This is a genomic window from Rhodococcus jostii RHA1 (genome assembly GCF_000014565.1).
GTDB lineage: Bacteria > Actinomycetota > Actinomycetes > Mycobacteriales > Mycobacteriaceae > Rhodococcus_F > Rhodococcus_F jostii_A.
This window is the reverse complement of record NC_008268.1, coordinates 3423684-3442345: the sequence shown is the minus strand read 5'-3', so window position 1 is coordinate 3442345 and position 18662 is coordinate 3423684. Positions and strand designations below refer to the sequence as shown.

13 protein-coding genes and 4 pseudogenes are annotated in these 18662 nt (G+C 63.1%); 5 read left to right on the top strand and 12 right to left on the bottom strand.

Annotation, left to right across the window (positions count from 1 at the left end):
* Window positions 1–54 precede the first annotated feature (54 nt).
* From RHA1_RS46110 to RHA1_RS15775, 3 genes and pseudogenes are all read right to left on the bottom strand, one after another.
* Window positions 55–730, bottom strand: a pseudogene (locus tag RHA1_RS46110) (acyl-CoA dehydrogenase family protein); the annotation flags it as partial.
* Window positions 731–739: 9 nt separating this feature from the next.
* Window positions 740–1062: pseudogene (locus RHA1_RS51885) on the bottom strand (TspO-related membrane protein); the annotation flags it as partial.
* A 132-nt stretch (window positions 1063–1194) separates the two neighbouring features.
* Window positions 1195–1536, bottom strand: a complete 342-nt coding sequence (locus tag RHA1_RS15775) for a WhiB family transcriptional regulator (protein ID WP_011595908.1) — start codon at window positions 1534–1536, stop codon at window positions 1195–1197.
* Window positions 1537–2815: 1279 nt separating this feature from the next.
* Between RHA1_RS15775 and RHA1_RS51880 the strand changes: the two are divergent.
* Window positions 2816–3265, top strand: a pseudogene (locus RHA1_RS51880) (IS30 family transposase); the annotation flags it as partial.
* Between the two features lie 205 nt (window positions 3266–3470).
* Here RHA1_RS51880 and RHA1_RS15765 read toward each other — a convergent pair.
* The 7 genes from RHA1_RS15765 to RHA1_RS15735 all read right to left on the bottom strand — a co-directional run bounded on the left by RHA1_RS15765 (window position 3471) and on the right by RHA1_RS15735 (window position 11049).
* The gene (locus RHA1_RS15765) at window positions 3471–4337 is read right to left on the bottom strand and encodes an SMP-30/gluconolactonase/LRE family protein (RefSeq protein ID WP_011595906.1); all 867 of its coding nucleotides are present in this window, start codon (window positions 4335–4337) and stop codon (window positions 3471–3473) included.
* Between the two features lie 45 nt (window positions 4338–4382).
* Window positions 4383–4586, bottom strand: a complete 204-nt coding sequence (locus tag RHA1_RS53605; RefSeq protein WP_083853074.1) for a Dabb family protein — start codon at window positions 4584–4586, stop codon at window positions 4383–4385.
* A gap of 138 nt (window positions 4587–4724) precedes the next feature.
* Window positions 4725–6356, bottom strand: coding sequence for a flavin-containing monooxygenase (locus RHA1_RS15755; protein WP_011595904.1), 1632 nt, complete (start codon window positions 6354–6356; stop codon window positions 4725–4727).
* A 44-nt stretch (window positions 6357–6400) separates the two neighbouring features.
* On the bottom strand, window positions 6401–8017 hold the full coding sequence (locus RHA1_RS15750; protein WP_011595903.1) for an AMP-binding protein: 1617 nt from the start codon (window positions 8015–8017) through the stop codon (window positions 6401–6403).
* Window positions 8014–9087: an acyl-CoA dehydrogenase family protein gene (locus tag RHA1_RS15745; protein ID WP_011595902.1), complete on the bottom strand. Its 1074-nt coding sequence runs from the start codon at window positions 9085–9087 to the stop codon at window positions 8014–8016. The genes RHA1_RS15750 and RHA1_RS15745 overlap by 4 nt, the downstream gene beginning before the upstream one ends.
* Window positions 9087–10256, bottom strand: coding sequence for an acyl-CoA dehydrogenase family protein (locus tag RHA1_RS15740; RefSeq protein WP_041812435.1), 1170 nt, complete (start codon window positions 10254–10256; stop codon window positions 9087–9089). Before RHA1_RS15740 ends, RHA1_RS15745 begins: the two co-directional genes overlap by 1 nt.
* Before the next feature lie 19 nt (window positions 10257–10275).
* A complete protein-coding gene (locus RHA1_RS15735) occupies window positions 10276–11049 on the bottom strand; it encodes an enoyl-CoA hydratase-related protein (RefSeq protein ID WP_005264718.1) in 774 nt (257 codons plus the stop codon).
* Between the two features lie 666 nt (window positions 11050–11715).
* On the opposite strand from RHA1_RS15735, the gene RHA1_RS15730 reads away from it, so the two are divergent.
* Window positions 11716–12966, top strand: a complete 1251-nt coding sequence (locus RHA1_RS15730) for a TetR/AcrR family transcriptional regulator (protein WP_011595900.1) — start codon at window positions 11716–11718, stop codon at window positions 12964–12966.
* A 375-nt stretch (window positions 12967–13341) separates the two neighbouring features.
* Here RHA1_RS15730 and RHA1_RS51875 read toward each other — a convergent pair whose 3' ends face one another.
* Window positions 13342–13515, bottom strand: coding sequence for a hypothetical protein (locus RHA1_RS51875; protein WP_237724038.1), 174 nt, complete (start codon window positions 13513–13515; stop codon window positions 13342–13344).
* A 106-nt stretch (window positions 13516–13621) separates the two neighbouring features.
* Window positions 13622–13792: a DNA ligase-like domain-containing protein gene (locus RHA1_RS51870; RefSeq protein ID WP_237726910.1), complete on the bottom strand. Its 171-nt coding sequence runs from the start codon at window positions 13790–13792 to the stop codon at window positions 13622–13624.
* Window positions 13793–14287: 495 nt separating this feature from the next.
* Here RHA1_RS51870 and RHA1_RS15720 point away from each other — a divergent pair.
* From RHA1_RS15720 to RHA1_RS15710, 3 genes and pseudogenes are all read left to right on the top strand, one after another.
* Window positions 14288–15557 (top strand): annotated as a pseudogene (locus tag RHA1_RS15720) (IS256 family transposase).
* A 293-nt stretch (window positions 15558–15850) separates the two neighbouring features.
* A complete protein-coding gene (locus tag RHA1_RS51865) occupies window positions 15851–16081 on the top strand; it encodes a hypothetical protein (RefSeq protein WP_237726909.1) in 231 nt (76 codons plus the stop codon).
* Between the two features lie 541 nt (window positions 16082–16622).
* Window positions 16623–18461 carry an ATP-binding protein gene (locus RHA1_RS15710; RefSeq protein ID WP_011595895.1) on the top strand — a complete coding sequence of 613 codons (1839 nt, stop codon included), beginning with the start codon at window positions 16623–16625 and terminating at the stop codon, window positions 18459–18461.
* The last annotated feature ends 201 nt before the right edge of the window (window positions 18462–18662 follow it).

The following is an 18662-nucleotide window of genomic DNA, read 5'->3' as shown; positions in this document are numbered from 1 at the left end:
AAGACGCGAACGGCCCCCGATCCCTTGCGGGAGCGGGGGCCTTGGTCGTGCGTGTCACATCACCTCGCTGGTTCCACCCAAGATGCGGGTTTCCCCGCGCATCGGCGTAAAGCTTGGCTATGGGGTATTCGGTAATGTAGCCGTAGCCGCCGTGCAGCTGTAGGCACTTGTCGACGACCCGACTTTGCATTTCGGTGGTCGACGGCTTGACCAGTGCGGCCTGTGCAGGGGTGAGTGCGTTCGTGTCGTGCTTCTCGATGGCGTCGTCGATCAGTGCCTGTCCCGCCGCGATGTCGGCTGCGCAGTCGGCAAGGACGAACTTCGTGTTCTGGAACCCAGCGATCGGCGTGCCGAACGCTGTACGGCTGCGGGTGTAGTCCACCGTGTGCTCGACTGCCCGGCGGGCGGAGGCGACGGCGCCGATGGCATTGACCAGGCGCTCTTGCGGCAGGTTCTGAGAAAGGTACCGGAAGGCGTGCCCTTCTTCCCCGATGCGGTCCTCGACCGGGACGCAGACGTCGTCGAACGAAAGTTCGCACGTGTCCTGAGCTTTCAGGCCCAGTTTGTCGAGCATACGACCGATGGTGAACCCCGGTGAGGTGCTGTCGATCGCGAGGATGGTCAACCTGGCGCGGCGATTGGCCTTCTCCGGCGGCGAGGTGCGGCAGACCACCAGGACACGTCCGGCATGGCGGCCACCGGCGATGAACGTCTTCGCGCCGTTGACGACGTTCACCTAGGCTATCCATGCCGCGTTCAGGATCATCGCCGCGGCGAGCCACCACCCGGCGCGGTGTTGCCGAGGATCGGTGCGGTGCGCGGGCAGTGCCTGCCAGATCGCGAGCGTGAGGAACCCGAGGTAGATCAGGGTCCAGTTGGAGAAGAAGGCAGGCTCCGCCGGGGGCCACTGCGGTGGCGTCGGCGACCTGGGAGATCGGGGTTCCCACCAGGCGCCCCTGAACCGATGATCGAACCCACGACCGCCACCACCGCGGAGAGGATGACGACGAGCACACGGGCACCGTCGTGGGGCGATGATTCGATCGATCCGCTCGTTGTCACTCCTTCCGGGAGAAAGTCCGTTGTCGAGGATGGGGACTTCAGGAGTGCCGTCTGCCGGTTTGCGGAGATACGTTCGCAGGTTTCGGAGGCGGAGCCGTGACGGGGGTATCGATGTCACCGCCCGCGTGTTCGTCACGTGCGCGAGCAGGTGGTAGAGCGGTGGTGGTGTGGTGCCGGGGCGTGTGTGGCGTCGCGGTGGCGGGCTGGGAAACGGGTGCGTCGGATGTGGCGGGTGCGCTCGGTTTCGGACATGCCACCCCAGATGCCGTAGGCCTCGGTGGCGGTGAGGGCGTGGGCGCGGCACTGTGCGAGTACGGGGCAGTCTTGGCAGATCTGTTTGGCGGCGCGCTCACGTCGGGCGCGGACGTTGCCGCGTTCACCGTCGGGGGAGAAGAACAGGTCGGTGTCGGTGCCGCGGCAGGAGGCGCGGTGTTGCCAGTCCCGGGCGGGGGAGTGGTGGAAGTGATTAGGCACAGCGGGCTGGGTCGCTTTCGGAGTGGAGCGGTGGGCCGATCTGTCGGTAAGGGTGGAGCGCGTGGGTGTGGCCGGCGGAGGTGGGCTTGCTTGCTGTCGTGGTATGCCAAGCGGATCGGTGTGGGTTGGCGTGGCCTCCCGGGAACAACCACGTTGTCATACTTTTCATCCGAAGATGTTGTGCGACATGACCCCTCGACACATCGCGGTGTCACTTCTGATGCCCGGGAGGCGGCAGTCGGGTAGCGGCAGCGACAGACCTGGGTCCGGGACTGTGATCGGTGCGGCACCACGTCCGCAGGGCGGTTCGGTGCGTTGATGCCTGGGCTCGACATCGGTGGGGCCGGGACGAACCCGGATGATCCACACTCGGCCACCTCTAACGAGGTGGTAAACGGTGTGCAATTGATGGTAGCGACACGGCGAACGATACTGAAGGGTATCGCTCGAAAGTAACTGGCGTCACATCCGCCGTCTCGTTCGCGAGCGTCGTCGGTGACCGGCTCAATCGCCACGTCGGTTTAGGTCGTCGGCTCCGGAGGCCACGGTGAATGCCTGCGGCGTAGCCGTGGCGATATCGCAGGGGCATAGGTGGGCACCTCACTCCTCGAGCGGTTAGCAGTGAACGTGGGACGACGGGACAGGCCAGCACTACCGGATGGTCTGGGTCCGGCAAGCATGAACCACCGCGAGGCTCCCGAGCATCGGCCTCTTCCAGGGGTCGGCTGGTCGGGTTGACGCGTCGTCTGACGATGGCCACGCGGTGGGGCGGAGGGGCCGTAGTAGTCCGAGCGGGGAAAGCCTCGCACATGGCGAAGGGCCCCAGCGGAATTTGATGCAGCGAGTACGACACGAACGGAGGCGCTGGTGAATACCGGTGAGCTGTCATGGCCCGATCCCGATCGGGCGGCATGGCGGGTACGACAGATGCAACGCAAGCTGCACCACTGGGCGGTCGACGATCCCGACCGCCTCTTCGATGATGTGTTCAACCTCGTCCACCACCGAAGATTTTCTCACCGTCGCGTGGGAGCGGGTGCGGGGCAACAAGGGCGCACGTTCGGCCGGTGTCGACCGTCTGGCACCTGTATCCATCACCGGGGACGCCGAGACGGTCGCATTCCTGGGGCAGGTTCGAGACCAATTGAAGTCTCGGACCTTTGCTCCTCTGCCGGTGGCGGAAAGACTTATTCCGAAGAGTCGCACGTCCGGTGCGGAGGGCGGGCCGGGGAAACGGACCGGGAGCAACCCCGGCACCGCGCCCCGGTCCGACCCCTACATCATGGGCGAAGCCAACCGGTCGGCGATCGGCACCCTCGTCGAACGCAGCACCCGGTTCGTGCTGCTGCTGCACCTGCCCGACGGGCACTCCGCCCGGAACGTGCGCGAGGCGAAGGCGGCGAAGATCGGCGAGCTCCCGTCGGCGTTGGCCCGGTCGATCACCTGGGATCAGGGCACCGAGATGCACCAACACGCCCGGTTCACCGTCGACACGGGGGTGCAGATCTACTTCTGCGATCCGCACTCCCCGTGGCAACGAGGCTCGAACGAGAACACCAACGGGCTGCTGCGCCAATACTTCCCCAAGGGCACCGATCTGTCCGTGCACTCCGAGGAGCACCTGCGGTTCGTTGCCGATGAACTCAACGACCGACCCCGCAAAACCCACGACTGGCATACTCCAGCCGAAAAGCTCAACGAACTACTCGATGGTGCAACGACCGCATGAATCCGCCCGGTCGAAAAGATCGCCCGCGATGAACCCGGCCGTCGCGGGGACTCGATCAGTGAAGGCCGGGGGCCTCGCCAGCGTCGAGGTCCACCAGGACGACCTGGCGCTTCGGACAATCTTCTGAAGGGTACGCGCTGTCGCAAGCCCGATCCCGCCGCGGCCTTCTGTGACGATCATGGTGTTCACGCCTGTCTCCTCACGTTCAGATGGACGCCGGAACTCCGGTGCGCCCGACCTGCGCGACGGCCACATGAGCGGTCGAGCGTCCTTCGTGAAACTCGTCGAGCGTTGTTGTGTTGCAGCAGAGGTAGAGGGTGTCGAGGTTCTCTCCGCCGAATGCGCACGCCACTGCCCACGCGTCGGTGACCTCGACCTTATCGGTGATCTGGCCGCCTTCGACGACGCGATAGAAGCCACTGTCGGCGCCGAGGGTCAACGCGTTCCCGAACCAGAGGCCGCCGTCACTGTCCAGGGCGATGCCATCGGGATGAAACGATTCGTCGAGCTGCGCCCATACTCGGTGGTTGGTCAGACCGCCATCCTCCGCCATGTCGAACGCGCTGATGCGGTGCGGGAAGGTTTCCGCGACCAGCAGGGTGCCATGGGGGGTACGTGCGCAGCCGTTGGGGAAGATCAGATCTCCAGGAACCTGCGAGACGCTGCGGTCGGCCCGGATGTGCACGAGGTGGGTCGGCTTGGGATCCTCTTCACCGAGTGCGAATCCGAAATTGCCGGCATACGCGTCGCCCGCCGGTGACACATACAGGTCGTTGCCGATCCCTCCAGCCAGTGCGCTGAAGTCGGCATACTGCTCGAGCTTGCCGCCGGCGGTGATGCGATACACCAACCGCTCGTTCTGCGAGACGACAAGGGGGGTCCCGTCGGGTAGGAAACCGAGTCCGGACGGTCGTCCGGGCACTTTGGTTATCGGCGTTGCGGTGCCGTCCTCGGCGAAGGTGAGCACCTGTTCGCTGAAGAAGTCGCTGGCCCAGAATTTTCCGTCATGCCAGCGAGGTGCCTCGAGAAACTGATGCCCGGTCGAGAATACTGTGGGTTGGTAGATAGCCATCGCGTGAACTCCTTAGTCCGTGCGGGTTGAGGTACTGGGTGATTGTCACTCGGCTGTCAGGAATTGGTCCCCGAGCCAGGATTCACACTTGGGCACGATTGTGGACTGGATCAGCTCCTTGTGGAGAGGGTGGTCGAGATACTGCTGGAAGTCGGCTTCGTCCTGGAAATGGGGAACCAGTGCGTAGCTGGCGTTGTTCGGTCGCTTTCCGAGGTCGATACCGTGTCGGACATTGCGCGCGTACGGTATTGGGTCGCCGAAAAATTTGAAGTCCCTTTGGAATTCGTCGATTTCAACTGGTCGAGATGGACGGCTTGAAGGTGAATGTCACGACATGTATGAGCATGTCTACCCTCGGGTTCCGATCGGGTGGCTGGTCAGGTGAGATCAGACGAGTTCGAACTGCTCCTGATATCCACCGGCAGCAGCCTTCTCGAGGATCTCGAGGTATACCGAAAGTCCGCCGGGATACATGAGCATTTCGACGGTTTTGCCGGGCACGTTGGCGCCCATGTACCAAGACTTGGCCAGCGGGAAAAGGGTGGCCGAGGTCAGCTCTGCGATATGCGCACCCCAATATTGCTGGGCTTCCGGCTTGGCCTCGATACGGGTGTAGCCGTTGTTCCGCATGTGCTCGACGATCTGGATCAGATGCTCGCCTTCAAGTTCGGCGCATGTCGGACCATTGCAGAATGCGTTCGGGCTCTGGGGTCCGTAGACGTACAGGAGATTCGGGAAGCCTACTGTCGCCTTGCCTAGTGCTGTACGGCTGCCGCCGCGGAACACCTCCTCGAAGGTCTCATTTCCGGTGCCGCGAATATCGATGGCAGTCAAGCCTCCGGTGACCGAGTCGAAACCGGTGGCCAGCACGATGACATCGACTTCGTGTCGGGTACCGTCCGCGGTGATGATGGCGTCACTGGCGACCTCCCGGATCGGATTGGCAGAGGTATCGACGAGCTCGACATTGTCACGGCACAGGCTCTCGAAGTAGTTCTGCTCCAGGGAGACACGCTTGACGCCCCACGGATGGATCGGCTCGGTCGGTGCAAGCAGTTCCACCAGCTCCGGCCTGGTGATACGTTGACGTGTCTTGTCCCGCCAGAACGCGTACAGGATGTCGTTGTCGTCCTTGTCGAACAGGACATTCAGGAAGCCGCCCAGCCAGGGCTGCAGTCCACCGTTGGTCCAGAGTTCCTCGAGTATTTCGTTGCGACGTTCCTCGGTCAGATCCTGGATGTTCTCTTTGAGGAAGTCATAATCGAAACCGGCCCAGGTGTTCTTGCGATTGGCGAATCGCTCCGGGTAGGTCTTCTTCATCTCGGCATTGTCCGCCTCGCCAAGCGCCCGCTGATTCATCGGAAGCGCGGTGTTGGGGGTGCGCTGGAACACCGTCAGATGATCTGCGACCTTCGAGGCCTCCTGGATTACCTGGACGCCGCTGGCTCCGGTGCCGATGACGGCGACCCGCTTGCCCGCAAGGTCGTAGCCCTCCAGTGGCCAGCGTGCTGTGTGGAAGCAGTCGCCCCCGAACTTCTCGAGGCCAGGGATGTTGGGGAAGAGGGGTTTGGAGCCGGCACCGAGACACATGATCACGAACTGCGCCTGGGTGGTGAATTCTTCACCGGTGCGCTCGTTGCGGGAGACCAATGTCCACCTATGGGTTTCTTCATCGAATCGGCCTGCCAGGACACGGGTCTCGTAGCGGACGTCTTTGCTCAGGTCGAGCTTCTCGTCGACGTATTCGAAGTAGCGAACCAGCTCGTCACGACCGGGGTACATCTCGCTCCAGTTCCAGTCGCGCCAGAGCTCTTCACGCGAGAACTGGTAGACCGGCGCCCAGGTATCGACGCGTGCACCTGGATAGGAATTCCAATGCCAGACGCCGCCGAGTCCGGTGCCGGCTTCGTAGATCTTGACGTTGTAGCCGAGGGTGCGCAGCCGGTCGAGCTGGTAGACGCCGGAGAAGCCGCCGCCGATGACGAGGACGTCGAGCTCCTCGAGGAGTGTGGTGTTCACTGGATTTCCTTCCGGAAGGGGTACGAGGGAGATGGGGAGTGCAATCAGACAGCGTTGTCGGAGGTCAGAGCGTCCCGGATTCGGTCACGCAGGATGAACTTTTGGATCTTGCCTGTCGCCGTCCGCGGTAGTTGTTCGACGACTTCGAGCCGCTCGGGCAGCTTCTGGGTAGCCATCCGATGTTCGCGCAGGAACGACGTGAGCTCGTCCAGCGCAGGTGGATGCGCCTGGTCGCTCGGTACCACATAGGCGCAGATGCGTTCGACCATGATCGGGTCGGGCATGCCGACCACCGCGATATCGGCAATACCGGGATATTCGAAGAGCAGGTCTTCGATCTCCTTGGCGGAAATGTTCTCCCCGCCCCGAACGATGATGTCCTTACGCCGACCGGTGATCTGGATGTACCCGTCCTCGTCGATCACCGCCAGATCACCGGTCCGAAACCAGCCACCCGAGGCGAAGGCATCCGCATTGAGTCTCGAATCGAGGTATCCGGTGAACAGGTCAGGGCCGCGAACCTGCAGGTCGCCGACCGCGCCCGGGGGGACCGGAGTGTCGTGCTCATCGACAGTCCTCGCTTCTGCGGACCCGATAGGACGCCCGTCTGTGGTGGCGCGCTTGTCCAGCGGATCGCTCGCGTTTCCGCCGGACAGAGTCGGGAATTCGGTCGATCCGTAGATGCGGGTCGCGGTGCAGCCCAGCTGCTCCTCGGCCTGCCGGATCAGTTCGGGGGGTACGTCGGCGCCACCGCAACCAAAAACCCGCAGGGCGATGTCGTACTCGGCGAGATCCGGGTGGTGTACCAGTCCGTGCAAGAAGGGTGTGGCACCGACGACGAACGTGCAGTGTCGGCGTTGCAGCAACTCCAGACCGGCGCCGGGGTCCCAGATATCTTGGAACACGACATGGCTGCCGAGCATGAACGGCAACTGCAGTCCGTACAGAATTCCGGTGATGTGACCGACCGGTGAGGGCATGTACACGATGTCCTCGCCGGTCAGATCGAAGAGTTCGATGATGCTCCGGTTCTCGTAATCCAGGCTTTCGTGGGTGTGTAGAGCACCCTTCGGATCGGAGGTGGTTCCGGATGTGTACAGAAGCAATGCGATATCGGTGCTGGCGTGCTCGACGGGATTGTCGAGTGGAGTTGCGCCCGAGAGGAGGTGGTCGAACTCGTTGTCGGAACCGCGAACGGTGATCACATGCTCGAGGTCGGGAAGCGTGGGCGCCAGCTCGTCGAACATCCCGCGGTGGTCGAAGGTGCGGAACATGCCGGGCGCAAACGCGATACGCGCTCGCGACTGCTTCAGAATGAACTGCACTTCGCGATGTCGATAGATCGGGATGATCGGGGTGGAGACGGCGCCGATCCGCAGCGCGCCGTGATGTACGACAATCGCTTCAAGCCAGTTCGGCAACTGCCAGACCACCGAGTCCCCCGGCCGGATCCCACGCTCGAGTAGCACGCCGGCCAACCGGCGGATCATGGCGTCGAGTTCGGCATAACTGACCTGACGATCGCCATCGACCACAGCCAGCCGATCGGGATGATGGTGTGCATACTCGGCCAAAGCAGAATCGATCGTGCTGTGGCTCCACTCGCCGCTGGTGAGGTAGCGGTCGCGGCGCGCGGAATCGGTGTGAGTTGCGGTGATCATCGGTCGACTCCGTCGGTCAGGCGCCGCGAACCGATGAGTGCGTGGAGTTCGTGCTCGTCCCCATACCAGGTCCGCAGGGCGAGGACGCGGCGGTAGTACCAGTGTAGGTCGTATTCGGTGGTGAAGCCGATCCCGCCATGCAACTGCAAGGCGTCCTCGACCACCTGTCGTCCGGCGCCGGCGGCATAGGCCTTGGCCGTCCACGTTGCCATCTCGATGTCGAAATCAACCTCGGCAGAGGCAATATCGGAAACCGTTGCCTCGCAGAGCGCCTCCATCGAGATGGCCGCCTGTGCCATCGACGCCGCAATGTGTTTCACGGCTTGGAAGGATCCGACGGGCTTGCCGAATTGCTGGCGCTGCGCGACGTACTCGACAGTCTTCTCGAGCATACGGCGGGCGATACCACTGATTTCGCACGCGGTGAGAAGCCGGAACCATGCCCGGATCTGTCGTAGGAGTGTGGCCGCTTCGATTCCGGTGGCGAGGATCTCGGCGTCGGTGACAGTTCGCGATGCGATCTCCAGGCGCACGTAATGCGATGTGGGATCGGAACTGCTGATCGGCGTGAGCGCCAGCGCCGGGTCACTGCCCGGTAGGAGCAGCAGCGCCGGTCCGTCCGGGCCGTCGACTGCCAGTACCAGCGAGTCGGCCTCGGCGCCGAAGCGTACGAGTTCGATCGTTCCCTGGATCTGCCCCGATTCCATGTGCACGGAACCGATCGAGGATGCCCAGTCGAGAGTGACGGCAGGGTCGGCGAAGGCGACGAGCGAACCGTCGGGAATGTCGAGGTACGCCGGCAAGATCAGTTGCTCGACCAGGGGGCCGGGTACGAGCCGATCACCGACCAAGGCGATCAGACCGGCGACCGCGGTCAGGTCGATTCCTAGACCACCGCGGTTTTCGGGGCGGGTCAGCTCGGACCAGCCGAGGTCGTCGAGTTCGGCCATCAGCTCCGGGTCCCAGCCGCCGCCACTGAGCAGGGCATGGCGGTAGTCGGATGTGACACGGCGGTCAAAGAATTCGCGGATCGGGGTGACGAGGTCCACGTCAGCTGCGGTGAGACTCATCATCGGCTCCTGGGTAGGCCGAGCAGCCGCTCGGCAACGATGTTGCGTTGGATCTGCGATGTACCGCCGTAGATCGATGCGGCACGCGAGAAGTAATGATCGTGAATCAACTGCGCGGCGTTCAGCCCGAGAGGTTGTGATTCGGCGTCGAGGCGGAACGGTCCGAGGAGATCGACGAGGGCGCGGCCGACCACCTGCTCTGCGTCGTTGAGGACGAGCTTGTCGATCGAGTCGAGCGGATGTGGTCCCACTTCGTCGATCAGGCGTTGCACAGTTCGGCGGATCTGAGCATCCAACACCCGCAGCGCCACATGTGACTCTCCGATGGCGGTGCTGATCCGACGATTGGTCGTCGATTCCAGGGAGGCGCCTCGTAGTCCGTCGATCGTCTTCTCGACACCCCAGCCGATCTCCACCTGTCGGCGCATTGCATAGTTGCCACGTTCCTGAGACAGGGTGTCGAGGGCAATTCGCCAGCCGTCGTTTTCCTTGCCGACCAGGTTGCCGACCGGGACTTCGACGTTGTCGAAGAAGACCTCACAGAATTCGGCATCGCCTGTCATCTGGACGAGTGGACGGACGGTGATTCCGGGGGAACTCATGTCGACGATGAGGTAGGAGATGCCGGCGTGCTTGGGTTCGGCGTCGGGGTCGGTGCGGCACAGCAATGCGCACCAACTGGCCTGATTGCCCCAACTGGTCCAGACCTTCTGTCCGTTGACGACGTACTTGTCCCCGTGGCGAAGAGCGCGGGTCCGCAGCGATGCGAGGTCGGAGCCGGCAGAGGGTTCGGAGAACCCCTGACACCAGATGTCTTCGCCGACGAGCAGCGGTGGCAGAAAACGGGAGCGCTGCTCGGGCGAACCGTACCGGTGGATCGAGGGGCCGACCACATCGAGGCCGATCAACCCGATCGGGGCGGGTGCATGAGCGCGCGCCAGCTCCTCGGAGAAGACTTGCTGGTGCCGCGCGGTGAGGCCACGTCCGCCGGCTTCACGTGACCATCCCAGCCCCATCCATCCGCCATCGAATAGTGTGCGCTGCCATCGACGAAGGACGTTGAACCGTTCCTCCAGCTCCAACGGCACGGTGGGGATCTCTGTTTCGGCAAGCCACCTCCGAGCCTCGCGCCGCAGATCGGCGATCTCGGTGATCTGCTCGACCGGCACAGGTGAAACAGCATTCATCTCATGCTCCCGTGTAGGCCGGCGCGCGATGCTCGAAGAATGCTGCCACGGCCTCTTTGGCGTCTGAGTAGGCGGACAACTCGCCGGAAAGACCCTGCTCGAACTCGTAGCCGCCCTTGAGGTCCTGGTATTCGATCGCATTGAGGCTGCGCTTGGCGAACCGCAACGTGACCGGCGAGTGCCGGACCATCTTGGCCGCCACGTCGTAGGCTACGTCGAGTAGCTGATCGGGATCGACGACTTTCAAGACGCCGCCCTGCTGCGCGAGTTCCTCGGCAGACAGCGGTTCGCCGGTGAGGTGCAAATAGCGGACCAACTGCTGCGGTACCAGGCGTGAGGCATGTTTGGCGCCGCCCATCACACCGACGTTGACCTCGGGAAGCGTGAAGGTGGCGCCCTTGGCTGCCACGACCAGATCACACGACGCTGCCAGGGCCAATCCGGTGCCCACGGCCACTCCGTGGACAGCTGCGATCACCGGCAACGGGCAATCGTAGATCGACCAGAACGCTTCACGGACCGCAAGCATGCGCTCACCGGCGTTTTCCGGCGTCATCGTCTGGAATTCGGTGAGATCGTTGCCGCCGCAGAAGTGCTTGCCGGCGCCGGTCAAGACGATCGCCCGAGCCTCGGGGAGGTACTCCTCCGTGTGGGTGAAGAACCACTTGATCTCTGCGTACATCTCCCGGGTGACCGCGTTGACCGGCGGGCGGGTAAGCCAGACCGTGCCTACCTTCTGATCGGTCTTCCATTGCAGAAATTGCAGATCCTTCATCGAAGTTCCTTTGTTCGAACGGGCGTAAGCAGAAGCTGTGACCGGCCGGGTGCGGATGGTCGCCTCCGCGAGGAGGCATGTCCTTGATCCCTAGTGGTCTGATTCACGATCCGGGTGTGCTTCTACTCACATTAATAGGCCCCCCGCCGTAGATATGTCAATAGCTCGTATCTGAGAATGTGAAACTGCTCAGAGCCGGAGAGTTCAGAGGATGCATGGTTGATTTTTCGTTCATTCGGAAGCATATGAGCTGGTGAGGCTGCAAATTCCAGGTCGGAAGAGCTGCCGATCCGCGAGTGAACCGCGGCAGTGCGCGGTGGCGCGTCCCTGGGCCTTGAGCCGAAAATGTCAGGCGGACGTATCTTTCAACGAATCAAGCAGGTAGCATCAAGTAACGGAAGTTGTCCATGACTCTTATCGCAATTGTGCATACTGTTCGGACTGCGGCCGTAGTGGAGACTTCCCCCACGCTCGGGCGCAGTGCGCCTGCATCGCCTCGCGTGGGAGGAGGCATTGTGTCCGATCGGCCCTCGAACGGCGGCAGTGCGGGATACTGCGGGGGACCGTCCGCCGCCGGTATATCGTCAGAAGGCTGTACTAACGGCTGCGCCGCCTGTCCGGACATGTGTGCATCCCATATGGGCCTCGAGGAGGAAAGGGGGCGTCGTGACCGCATCGCAAACTGTGAAGGCGTCCGCTGCCACGCGCCGGCGACCCCGTGACCGGCGTGCGCAGATACTCCACAACGCCAGTGAATTGTTCACGAAATACGGGTTTCACGCCGTGCGGATGGAAGACATCGCCGAGGCAACCGACGTCACCGCACGGGCGATCTACCGGCACTTCGCCAACAAGCAGGATCTACTGTCGCAGGTGGTCCTCGAAGACCAGGACCGACTGCTCATGGCAGCCCAATCCGCCGAGCGCTCCGAAACCGGCGTCTGCAGCTTAGAGGAGTTATTGACGCGGATGGTCGAGGCATCACTGGAGAGCCTTCGACTCGGCCCCCTATGGCAGCGAGAAGCACGGCACCTCACCGCCGATGACTTCGAGCGAGTGCGCGAGGGTACTCGTCGCATCGGAGGCGCGGTGCGAAGGGCCATTGAAAAAGCCGATCCCTCCAAGAGCAGATTCGGTGCCGACGTACGCGCGTGGATGGCGGTGAGCATCATCACCAGCCCAGGGCACTGCGACCGGTTACTGTCGCAGCGTCGCCTGTCCCCACTGCTGGTGTCTGCTGCGTTGGCAGCCATCAATACCCCCGAATTCGCGTCAGCGTCACCCGAGTCCCGCGATGCGCCAGCGGCGGAGGCTCCAGTCGCAAATGAACGACCAGGTACATCACGTCGCGAACAGATCATCGCAGCAGCGGCGCGCGCGTTCCGGGAGCGCGGTTTCGGTGGAGTCAGCCTCGACGAGTTCGGCATCGCAGGCCCTGCCGTCTACAGGTACTTCGACAGCAAGGCCGACATCCTTTCCGCCATGATCATCCGAGTACAGGAATGGATGGCCCTGGAGAGCTCCAGGACCATGCATCACAGCGTCTCCGATGAACAGGTCATCGAAGGCCTCGTGAGAGGTTATGTTCGTATCGCAACCGAAGCAACGGATCTGTTCGCGGTGTCAGTTACCGAAGCCCTCAACCTCCCCGCTAGTGCTGCCGAGCGTGATCGGCGAATCCGCCAGGACGACCTCGCCGAATGGGTCAAATGGCTACGAACCTCGCGTTCAGAAGTCACCGAGGCAGACGCACTCGCGCTGGTGAATGCGGTTCGCACAGCACTCAACGATCTTGTCCGTATTCCGCACCTTTCACGACACGCCGAGTTCCCCGACGAGCTTGTTGCGTGCTCGATGAATGCTCTTCTAAATACCCCGATGCCATCGGCACGATTGGGTCGGCGGCGTGATGAATAACCGAGTAGGCGCCGGCGATGGTTGCGATCGCGACAAGAGCGCTGGTACCTATCGCGGCCTTCCTCGCCCTCATGATCTAGGTATCGCCCCAAGTCGACGCAACGTGACAAGCGCGTGCAACACCGACTCCCCGGTTTGCTCTCCATCATCGATCGGCACTCCGCAGGTTTGAATATCCCGCATTACCAGTAGCGTCGTACGCTCCGAGGATCAGCACGGCAACCGACCGACTGGAGCCGACAAAGCCGATCGCCAAAACCGAACTGCGAGTCCGGATTGCGTGCTTGATCCAGGCTCGACTCCGCTGGCCCGGAAGGTAGATCGATGGCGACCGTTTGGCCAAAATTCCCTCCATTCCAGCACGTTTCGCGGAATTCAAACTGATTCTGCTGCTCTGATTTTCCCAGTGCGGACGACGGTGATGGGCAAGCCGCCGACGTCCTGGATGACCGAATCCAGCTCAACAAGCTCCGCCCGCCGATCCAGGTGCGGCGCGCTCATGAGGTCCAGGTCGTCGAACGCCAGGACGCCAAAGGGTAAGAATGTCATAGAGATTCGTCGTTGTAACGGCTTCGTCGCGTGTGCAATCCCAATGCGCCGCTGGAGCAGGCCGAACCGTCGAGAACGATGCGTCCGCGGCCGCCGAATGCCGCTGTCAAAGCTTCGGCGATCTCGGGATTTGAGGTGTCACCACGTTCATGGCGCGGGTCCACAGCACCGGCTCGCAGCTGCCCACCGAGGCCAGCATCCGGCACCCGTCGTACTTCATCTCGAAACTCCACGGACGGTCCGTGTTGTCCGGGAGTGTGCCGGCCGTGGCCAGCATGGGCGCGATCAGACGCATACGCCCGATTAAGCCCGTGACCTGGCCAAAGACGGTCCGCTTATTCCGGAACAGCGGTGATATGGTCCGCCATAGTCATGTCAGCTGCGCGCGGTAGGTACTGGGTCAGTGCCGGGAGTTCCAGCAGAGAACGATGGGCACCAGCCAAGGTGTCCACACCATCCAGCTGTCGCCCAACCCGTATGGGGGGATCGAAATCACTGTCATCACCTCCGGGGTTAGTTGAATGGACGCGACTGCCACCCCTCGTTGCTGCGGTCAGAGCGTTGATGACGTCGGGGAACCAGTACGACAAGTCGAGCATGACAACAACCTCCTGCGCTGTGTATCGACCGCCGGAGGCGGATCGGGTTGCGTCCATGACGATGGTGTACGAGCCGGATCAGGACGTCACCGGCGTGTCGTAGCCGGAAAGTAGGCGGTCATCGCGTGATTCTTCGAGAGAGCTACCAACTCGACTCGACGAAAGAGCACGCGATGACCACTGCCCACGATATCGACCTGCACCAGTTCCTGACCGATCGCCTCACCGACGCCAGCCCCGACCTGCTGCGCAGCCTGCTGTCCACGTTCATCGACGCGCTGATGGGCGCCGAGGCCGACAGCCTGTGCGGCGCCGGTTTTGGTGAGCTCCGAGGACCGCACCAACAGCCGGAACGGTTACCGCCACTGGGACTTCGCTCCCCCAAGCACTTCGTGCAGGGCGGTACCCCCACCCGCGCCGGAACCCTTGACATCGCGATCCCCAAGCTGCGTCAGGGCTCGTACTTTCCTGATTGGTTACTGCAGCGCCGCAAGCGTGCCGAGCGGGCCCTGACGTCGGTGGTGGCCACCTGCTACCTGCTCGGGGTCTCGACCCGCCGGATGGAGAAACTCGTCGACTCGCTCGGCATCACCAGCCTGTCGAAATCCCAGGTGTCCGTGATGGCGAAGGACCTCGACGCCCAGGTGGAGGCGTTCCGCAGCCGCCCGCTCGACGCCGGCCCGTATACGTTCGTCGCCGCCGACGCCCTCGTCCTGAAGGTCCGCGAGAACGGCCGGGTGGTGAACGTGCACGCTCTGGTGGCGGTCGGAGTGAACGCCGAGGGTTACCGCGAGATCCTGGGAATCGAGGTGACCTCCGCCGAGGACGGGGCCGGTTGGCTGGCGTTCTTCCGGTCGTTGGTCGCCCGCGGGCTGTCCGGCGTGCGGTTGGTGACCTCTTCACGCGCACGCCGGCCTCGTGTCGGCGATCGGCGCCACCTTGCCCGGAGCCGCTTGGCAGAGGTGCCGGACGCATTATTCGACGAATCTCATGTCCCAGACACCGAAGAACTCGTGGCCCTGGGTGCGTGCGCTCCTGCACTCCGTCTACGACCAGCCGGACGCCGATTCCGTTCATGCTCAATATGGTCGGGTGATCGACGCCTTGTCGGAGAAGCTTCCGAAGGTCGCCGACCATCTCGACGCGGCTCGCCCGGATCTGCTCGCGTTCACCGGCTTCCCGAAGCAGATCTGGCGTCAGATCTGGTCGAACAATCCCCAGGAGAGATTGAACAAGGAGATCCGCTGGAGGACTGATGTCGTCGGGATCTTCCCCGATCGCACCGCCCTGATTCGGCTCGTCGGCGCGGTACTCGCCGAGCAGCATGAGGAGTGGATCGAAGGCCGCCGCTACCTCGGCCTCGACGTGCTCGCCCGGTCTCGCGGCACCCACGCCACACCCGAACCTACCGAGGAGGTGACGCCGGCGGCTCTGACCGCATAACCCCACGAGGAGTCACGCGTCGACCGTCGTACACCACTCCCTGGGGCTTGACCGCGGATCGGTACAACTGCCCAATGAGCCCAATGAAGGGGCCTCGCGGACGTACGGCGCCGCTTCATGTACCGGGGACCGCGCGCTGGATGACGGCGCCGCATCATCTCGGCCCGCGAATGCGCCACCATGGTCGGTATCCCTGACGAGGTGGCGGTTGTTGGTTGTGGTCGTATCAAGGGATGACGGTCTTCCCGAAGCCATCACGGCGAATGCGGACTGGCATCGTTGTTGCGGTTGTCGTGATCGGAGCGCTGGTTCTCTGGTTCGGTGGCCCTCGGCTCTACCACTGGTACGTCGCACGATCGGACGAGAAGGCCGCCGCGGAGCTGGCTATAGACCTGGGCCTGCACCTGACGGAGGACGACACCATCGTGTACGCCAAGTACTACGGTTCATTTCCCGACTCGTCCGCATACCTGGTTGTTGACTCGAACTCCGGTGCCCGTGCGAACGCCCTGCGTAGTGATTGACGTCCTGTGGCCCCGCCACGGCCGGCGATTTGGGCCGGCCGCCATCGGAATACAGTCCCAAACCTTCAGTGACTTGGGCCCATTGCGAGTCGCTGCTGCCCGGGCGGGGAGTGCTATCCGCGGTATGGGATCCAGCGGTGGAACAAGGTCGGCGTAGCTACATCTGGGCAGGCCAGATGTGATAGCTGGGGATTGGTATGTCGTGCTGGAGGGGGATTGTCCCTGGGGATTCCGACACTGCTACCGCAGGCCGAGCCGTACCCGACGTACTTCCCACCGGCGTGCGCGCGGTGTATCGGCTGGCCGATCGGATCATCCAAGAGCGCGAGAGGAAGCGATGAGGTAAATCCGGCGAGGGGTACTGACGCTAGGCGGCCGGCACGAGAAACGTCACCTGGACGTTGAACGGGTAGGTGCCCGGGTTATGGATAGGGTTGACCATTTACCTCTGAGCTGACTGACTGGGCCCATGCCGAAGGCGCCGTGTGGGTGCGCTGGAGGAGTCCCGGTTATCGCCACGTTTCGGGTGCCGCCCTTGGCGATGCCGCAACCGAACCAACAGTCGGCGGTCAGTGGGGGGCTCAGCCACTACGAGGCGGTGATCCTGTTCGCCGAACGCGCAGCCGCAGTGGTCCCCGGCTTCACCGTCACCGAGAACAACCAGGATGTAGTCGCGACGATCTGCCGACGCCTCGACGGCCTGCCGCTCGCGATCGAACTGGCGGCTGTACGGCTCCGATCGATGTCAGTAGAGCAGATACTGCAACGGCTGACCGACCGCTATGGCCTGTTGACGTCGGGCGGTCGCGGGGCGCCGGCTCGGCAGCAAACTCTGCAGTGGTGCATCGACTGGAGCCACGAGTTGTGTACTCGGGCTGAACGGGAGATGTGGGGGCGGCTGGCTATCTTCTCGGGCAGCTTCGAACTCGACGCCGTCGAAGCCATCTGCAGCGACCCCGCAGCGGGGGACCAGGTTGTGGATGTGGTGGGTTCGCTGATCGACAAATCGATCCTGATCCGGGAAGAGATCGGCGGAGCGGTGCGGTACCGGATGCTCGAGACGCTGCGCGACTACGGGACGGAACGGTTGCAGGAGACCGGCGAATTCGGATCGCTATTGCGGCGACACCGGGACTGGTACGAGCACGTGGTGCTGCGGGCGGAGGTCGACTGGATCAGTTCAAGGCAGGAGGCTTCGATCGTGCGTCTCGACGCCGAACAACCCAACATCCTTGCCTCGCTACAGTTCTGCCTGACCAGCCCAAGAGAGGCGGATGCGGGACTTCGCATGGCAGCGGCGTTGTACCCGTATTGGCTGGTGCGGGGCAGGCTCCGTGAGGGGATGCGGTGGCTCGCGCAACTTCTGACCATGCAGGACCCTGAACCCAGTATGGAGCGGATCAAGGCGTTGCATGCGCTGAGTGTGCTCTCCGGGCTGCACGGCGACCTGGAGGCATCGGCACTCTACGCGGAACGCGGAGCCACCGTGGCGGCGCAGCTCGGCGACCGCACCGGCAGGGCGCTCGCGGCCGATGCCGCCGGCCATCACGCACTGATCACCCGGGATACCTCAACGGCGTGCGAGTACTCCGAATCCTCGCTTGGCGTCTTCCGCGAGGACGGCAACCCGCTGTACATGATCTGGTCGCTGCTCGGACTCGCACTGGCCAGTGACGCGGCCGGCAACCGGACGCGGAGCGAAGAATGTCGGCGGGAGGTGCTCGCGCTCACCGCGTCGCGAGGCGAGTCCGTCTATCGCGGATGGTCGCTGTGGGGGTTAGGGATGGGAGCCTGGAATCGGGGCGAGCACTCCCATGCGAAAGACCTTGTCACGCAGGGACTACAGTGTGCTCGATTGGTGGACGACCGTATCAGCGCCGCTGGATGCATGGAGATCCTCTCGTGGATCGCAGCTGAAGCGGGAGTTCCCCGGCGTGTTGCCAAACTGATGGGCGCGACCGATGCGCTCGCCCAAACGGCTGCGGGCCCGAACACCATCTACCCCAATCTCCACCTCATACATGACCGGTTCGAGCGACAGGCTCGACGGACGATCGGGGGCCGCGCGTTCGAAACGGAGTTCCGGCGCGGTCGCGGGATGAGATTCGAAGACGCCGCCGCCTTCGCCCTCAACGAGCATGGAAGCACCGCCGCCGTGACCACCGCCCAGCCGGGACTCACGAGCCTTACGCAGCGGGAACAACAGGTAGCGGAACTCGTCGCCGAGGGTCTCACCAACAAGGCGATCGCCGACAAGCTTGTCATTTCGCAACGTACCGCGCAGGGTCACGTGGAGCATATCCTCTCCAAACTGGGATTCACCTCCCGCGCCCAGATTGCGGCATGGATCATCGAGCAGAGACAGGGACAGCAGTCGTAATCGGACCGCCCCGTGGCATCGGAGATGGCGGGGTCCCCAGTTCGACTGCATCTATCCGATTGAGGGGCGCATGGATCGGGGCGCCGGGGCGTGTCCCTGAGGGGTTCGAGTTCGCAGATTACGCGATCCGATATCTATTAGTTGACATAATATAAGTTATCGGCTAAGCGGGAACGCTTGTCTGCCAGCGTATTTGGCAGC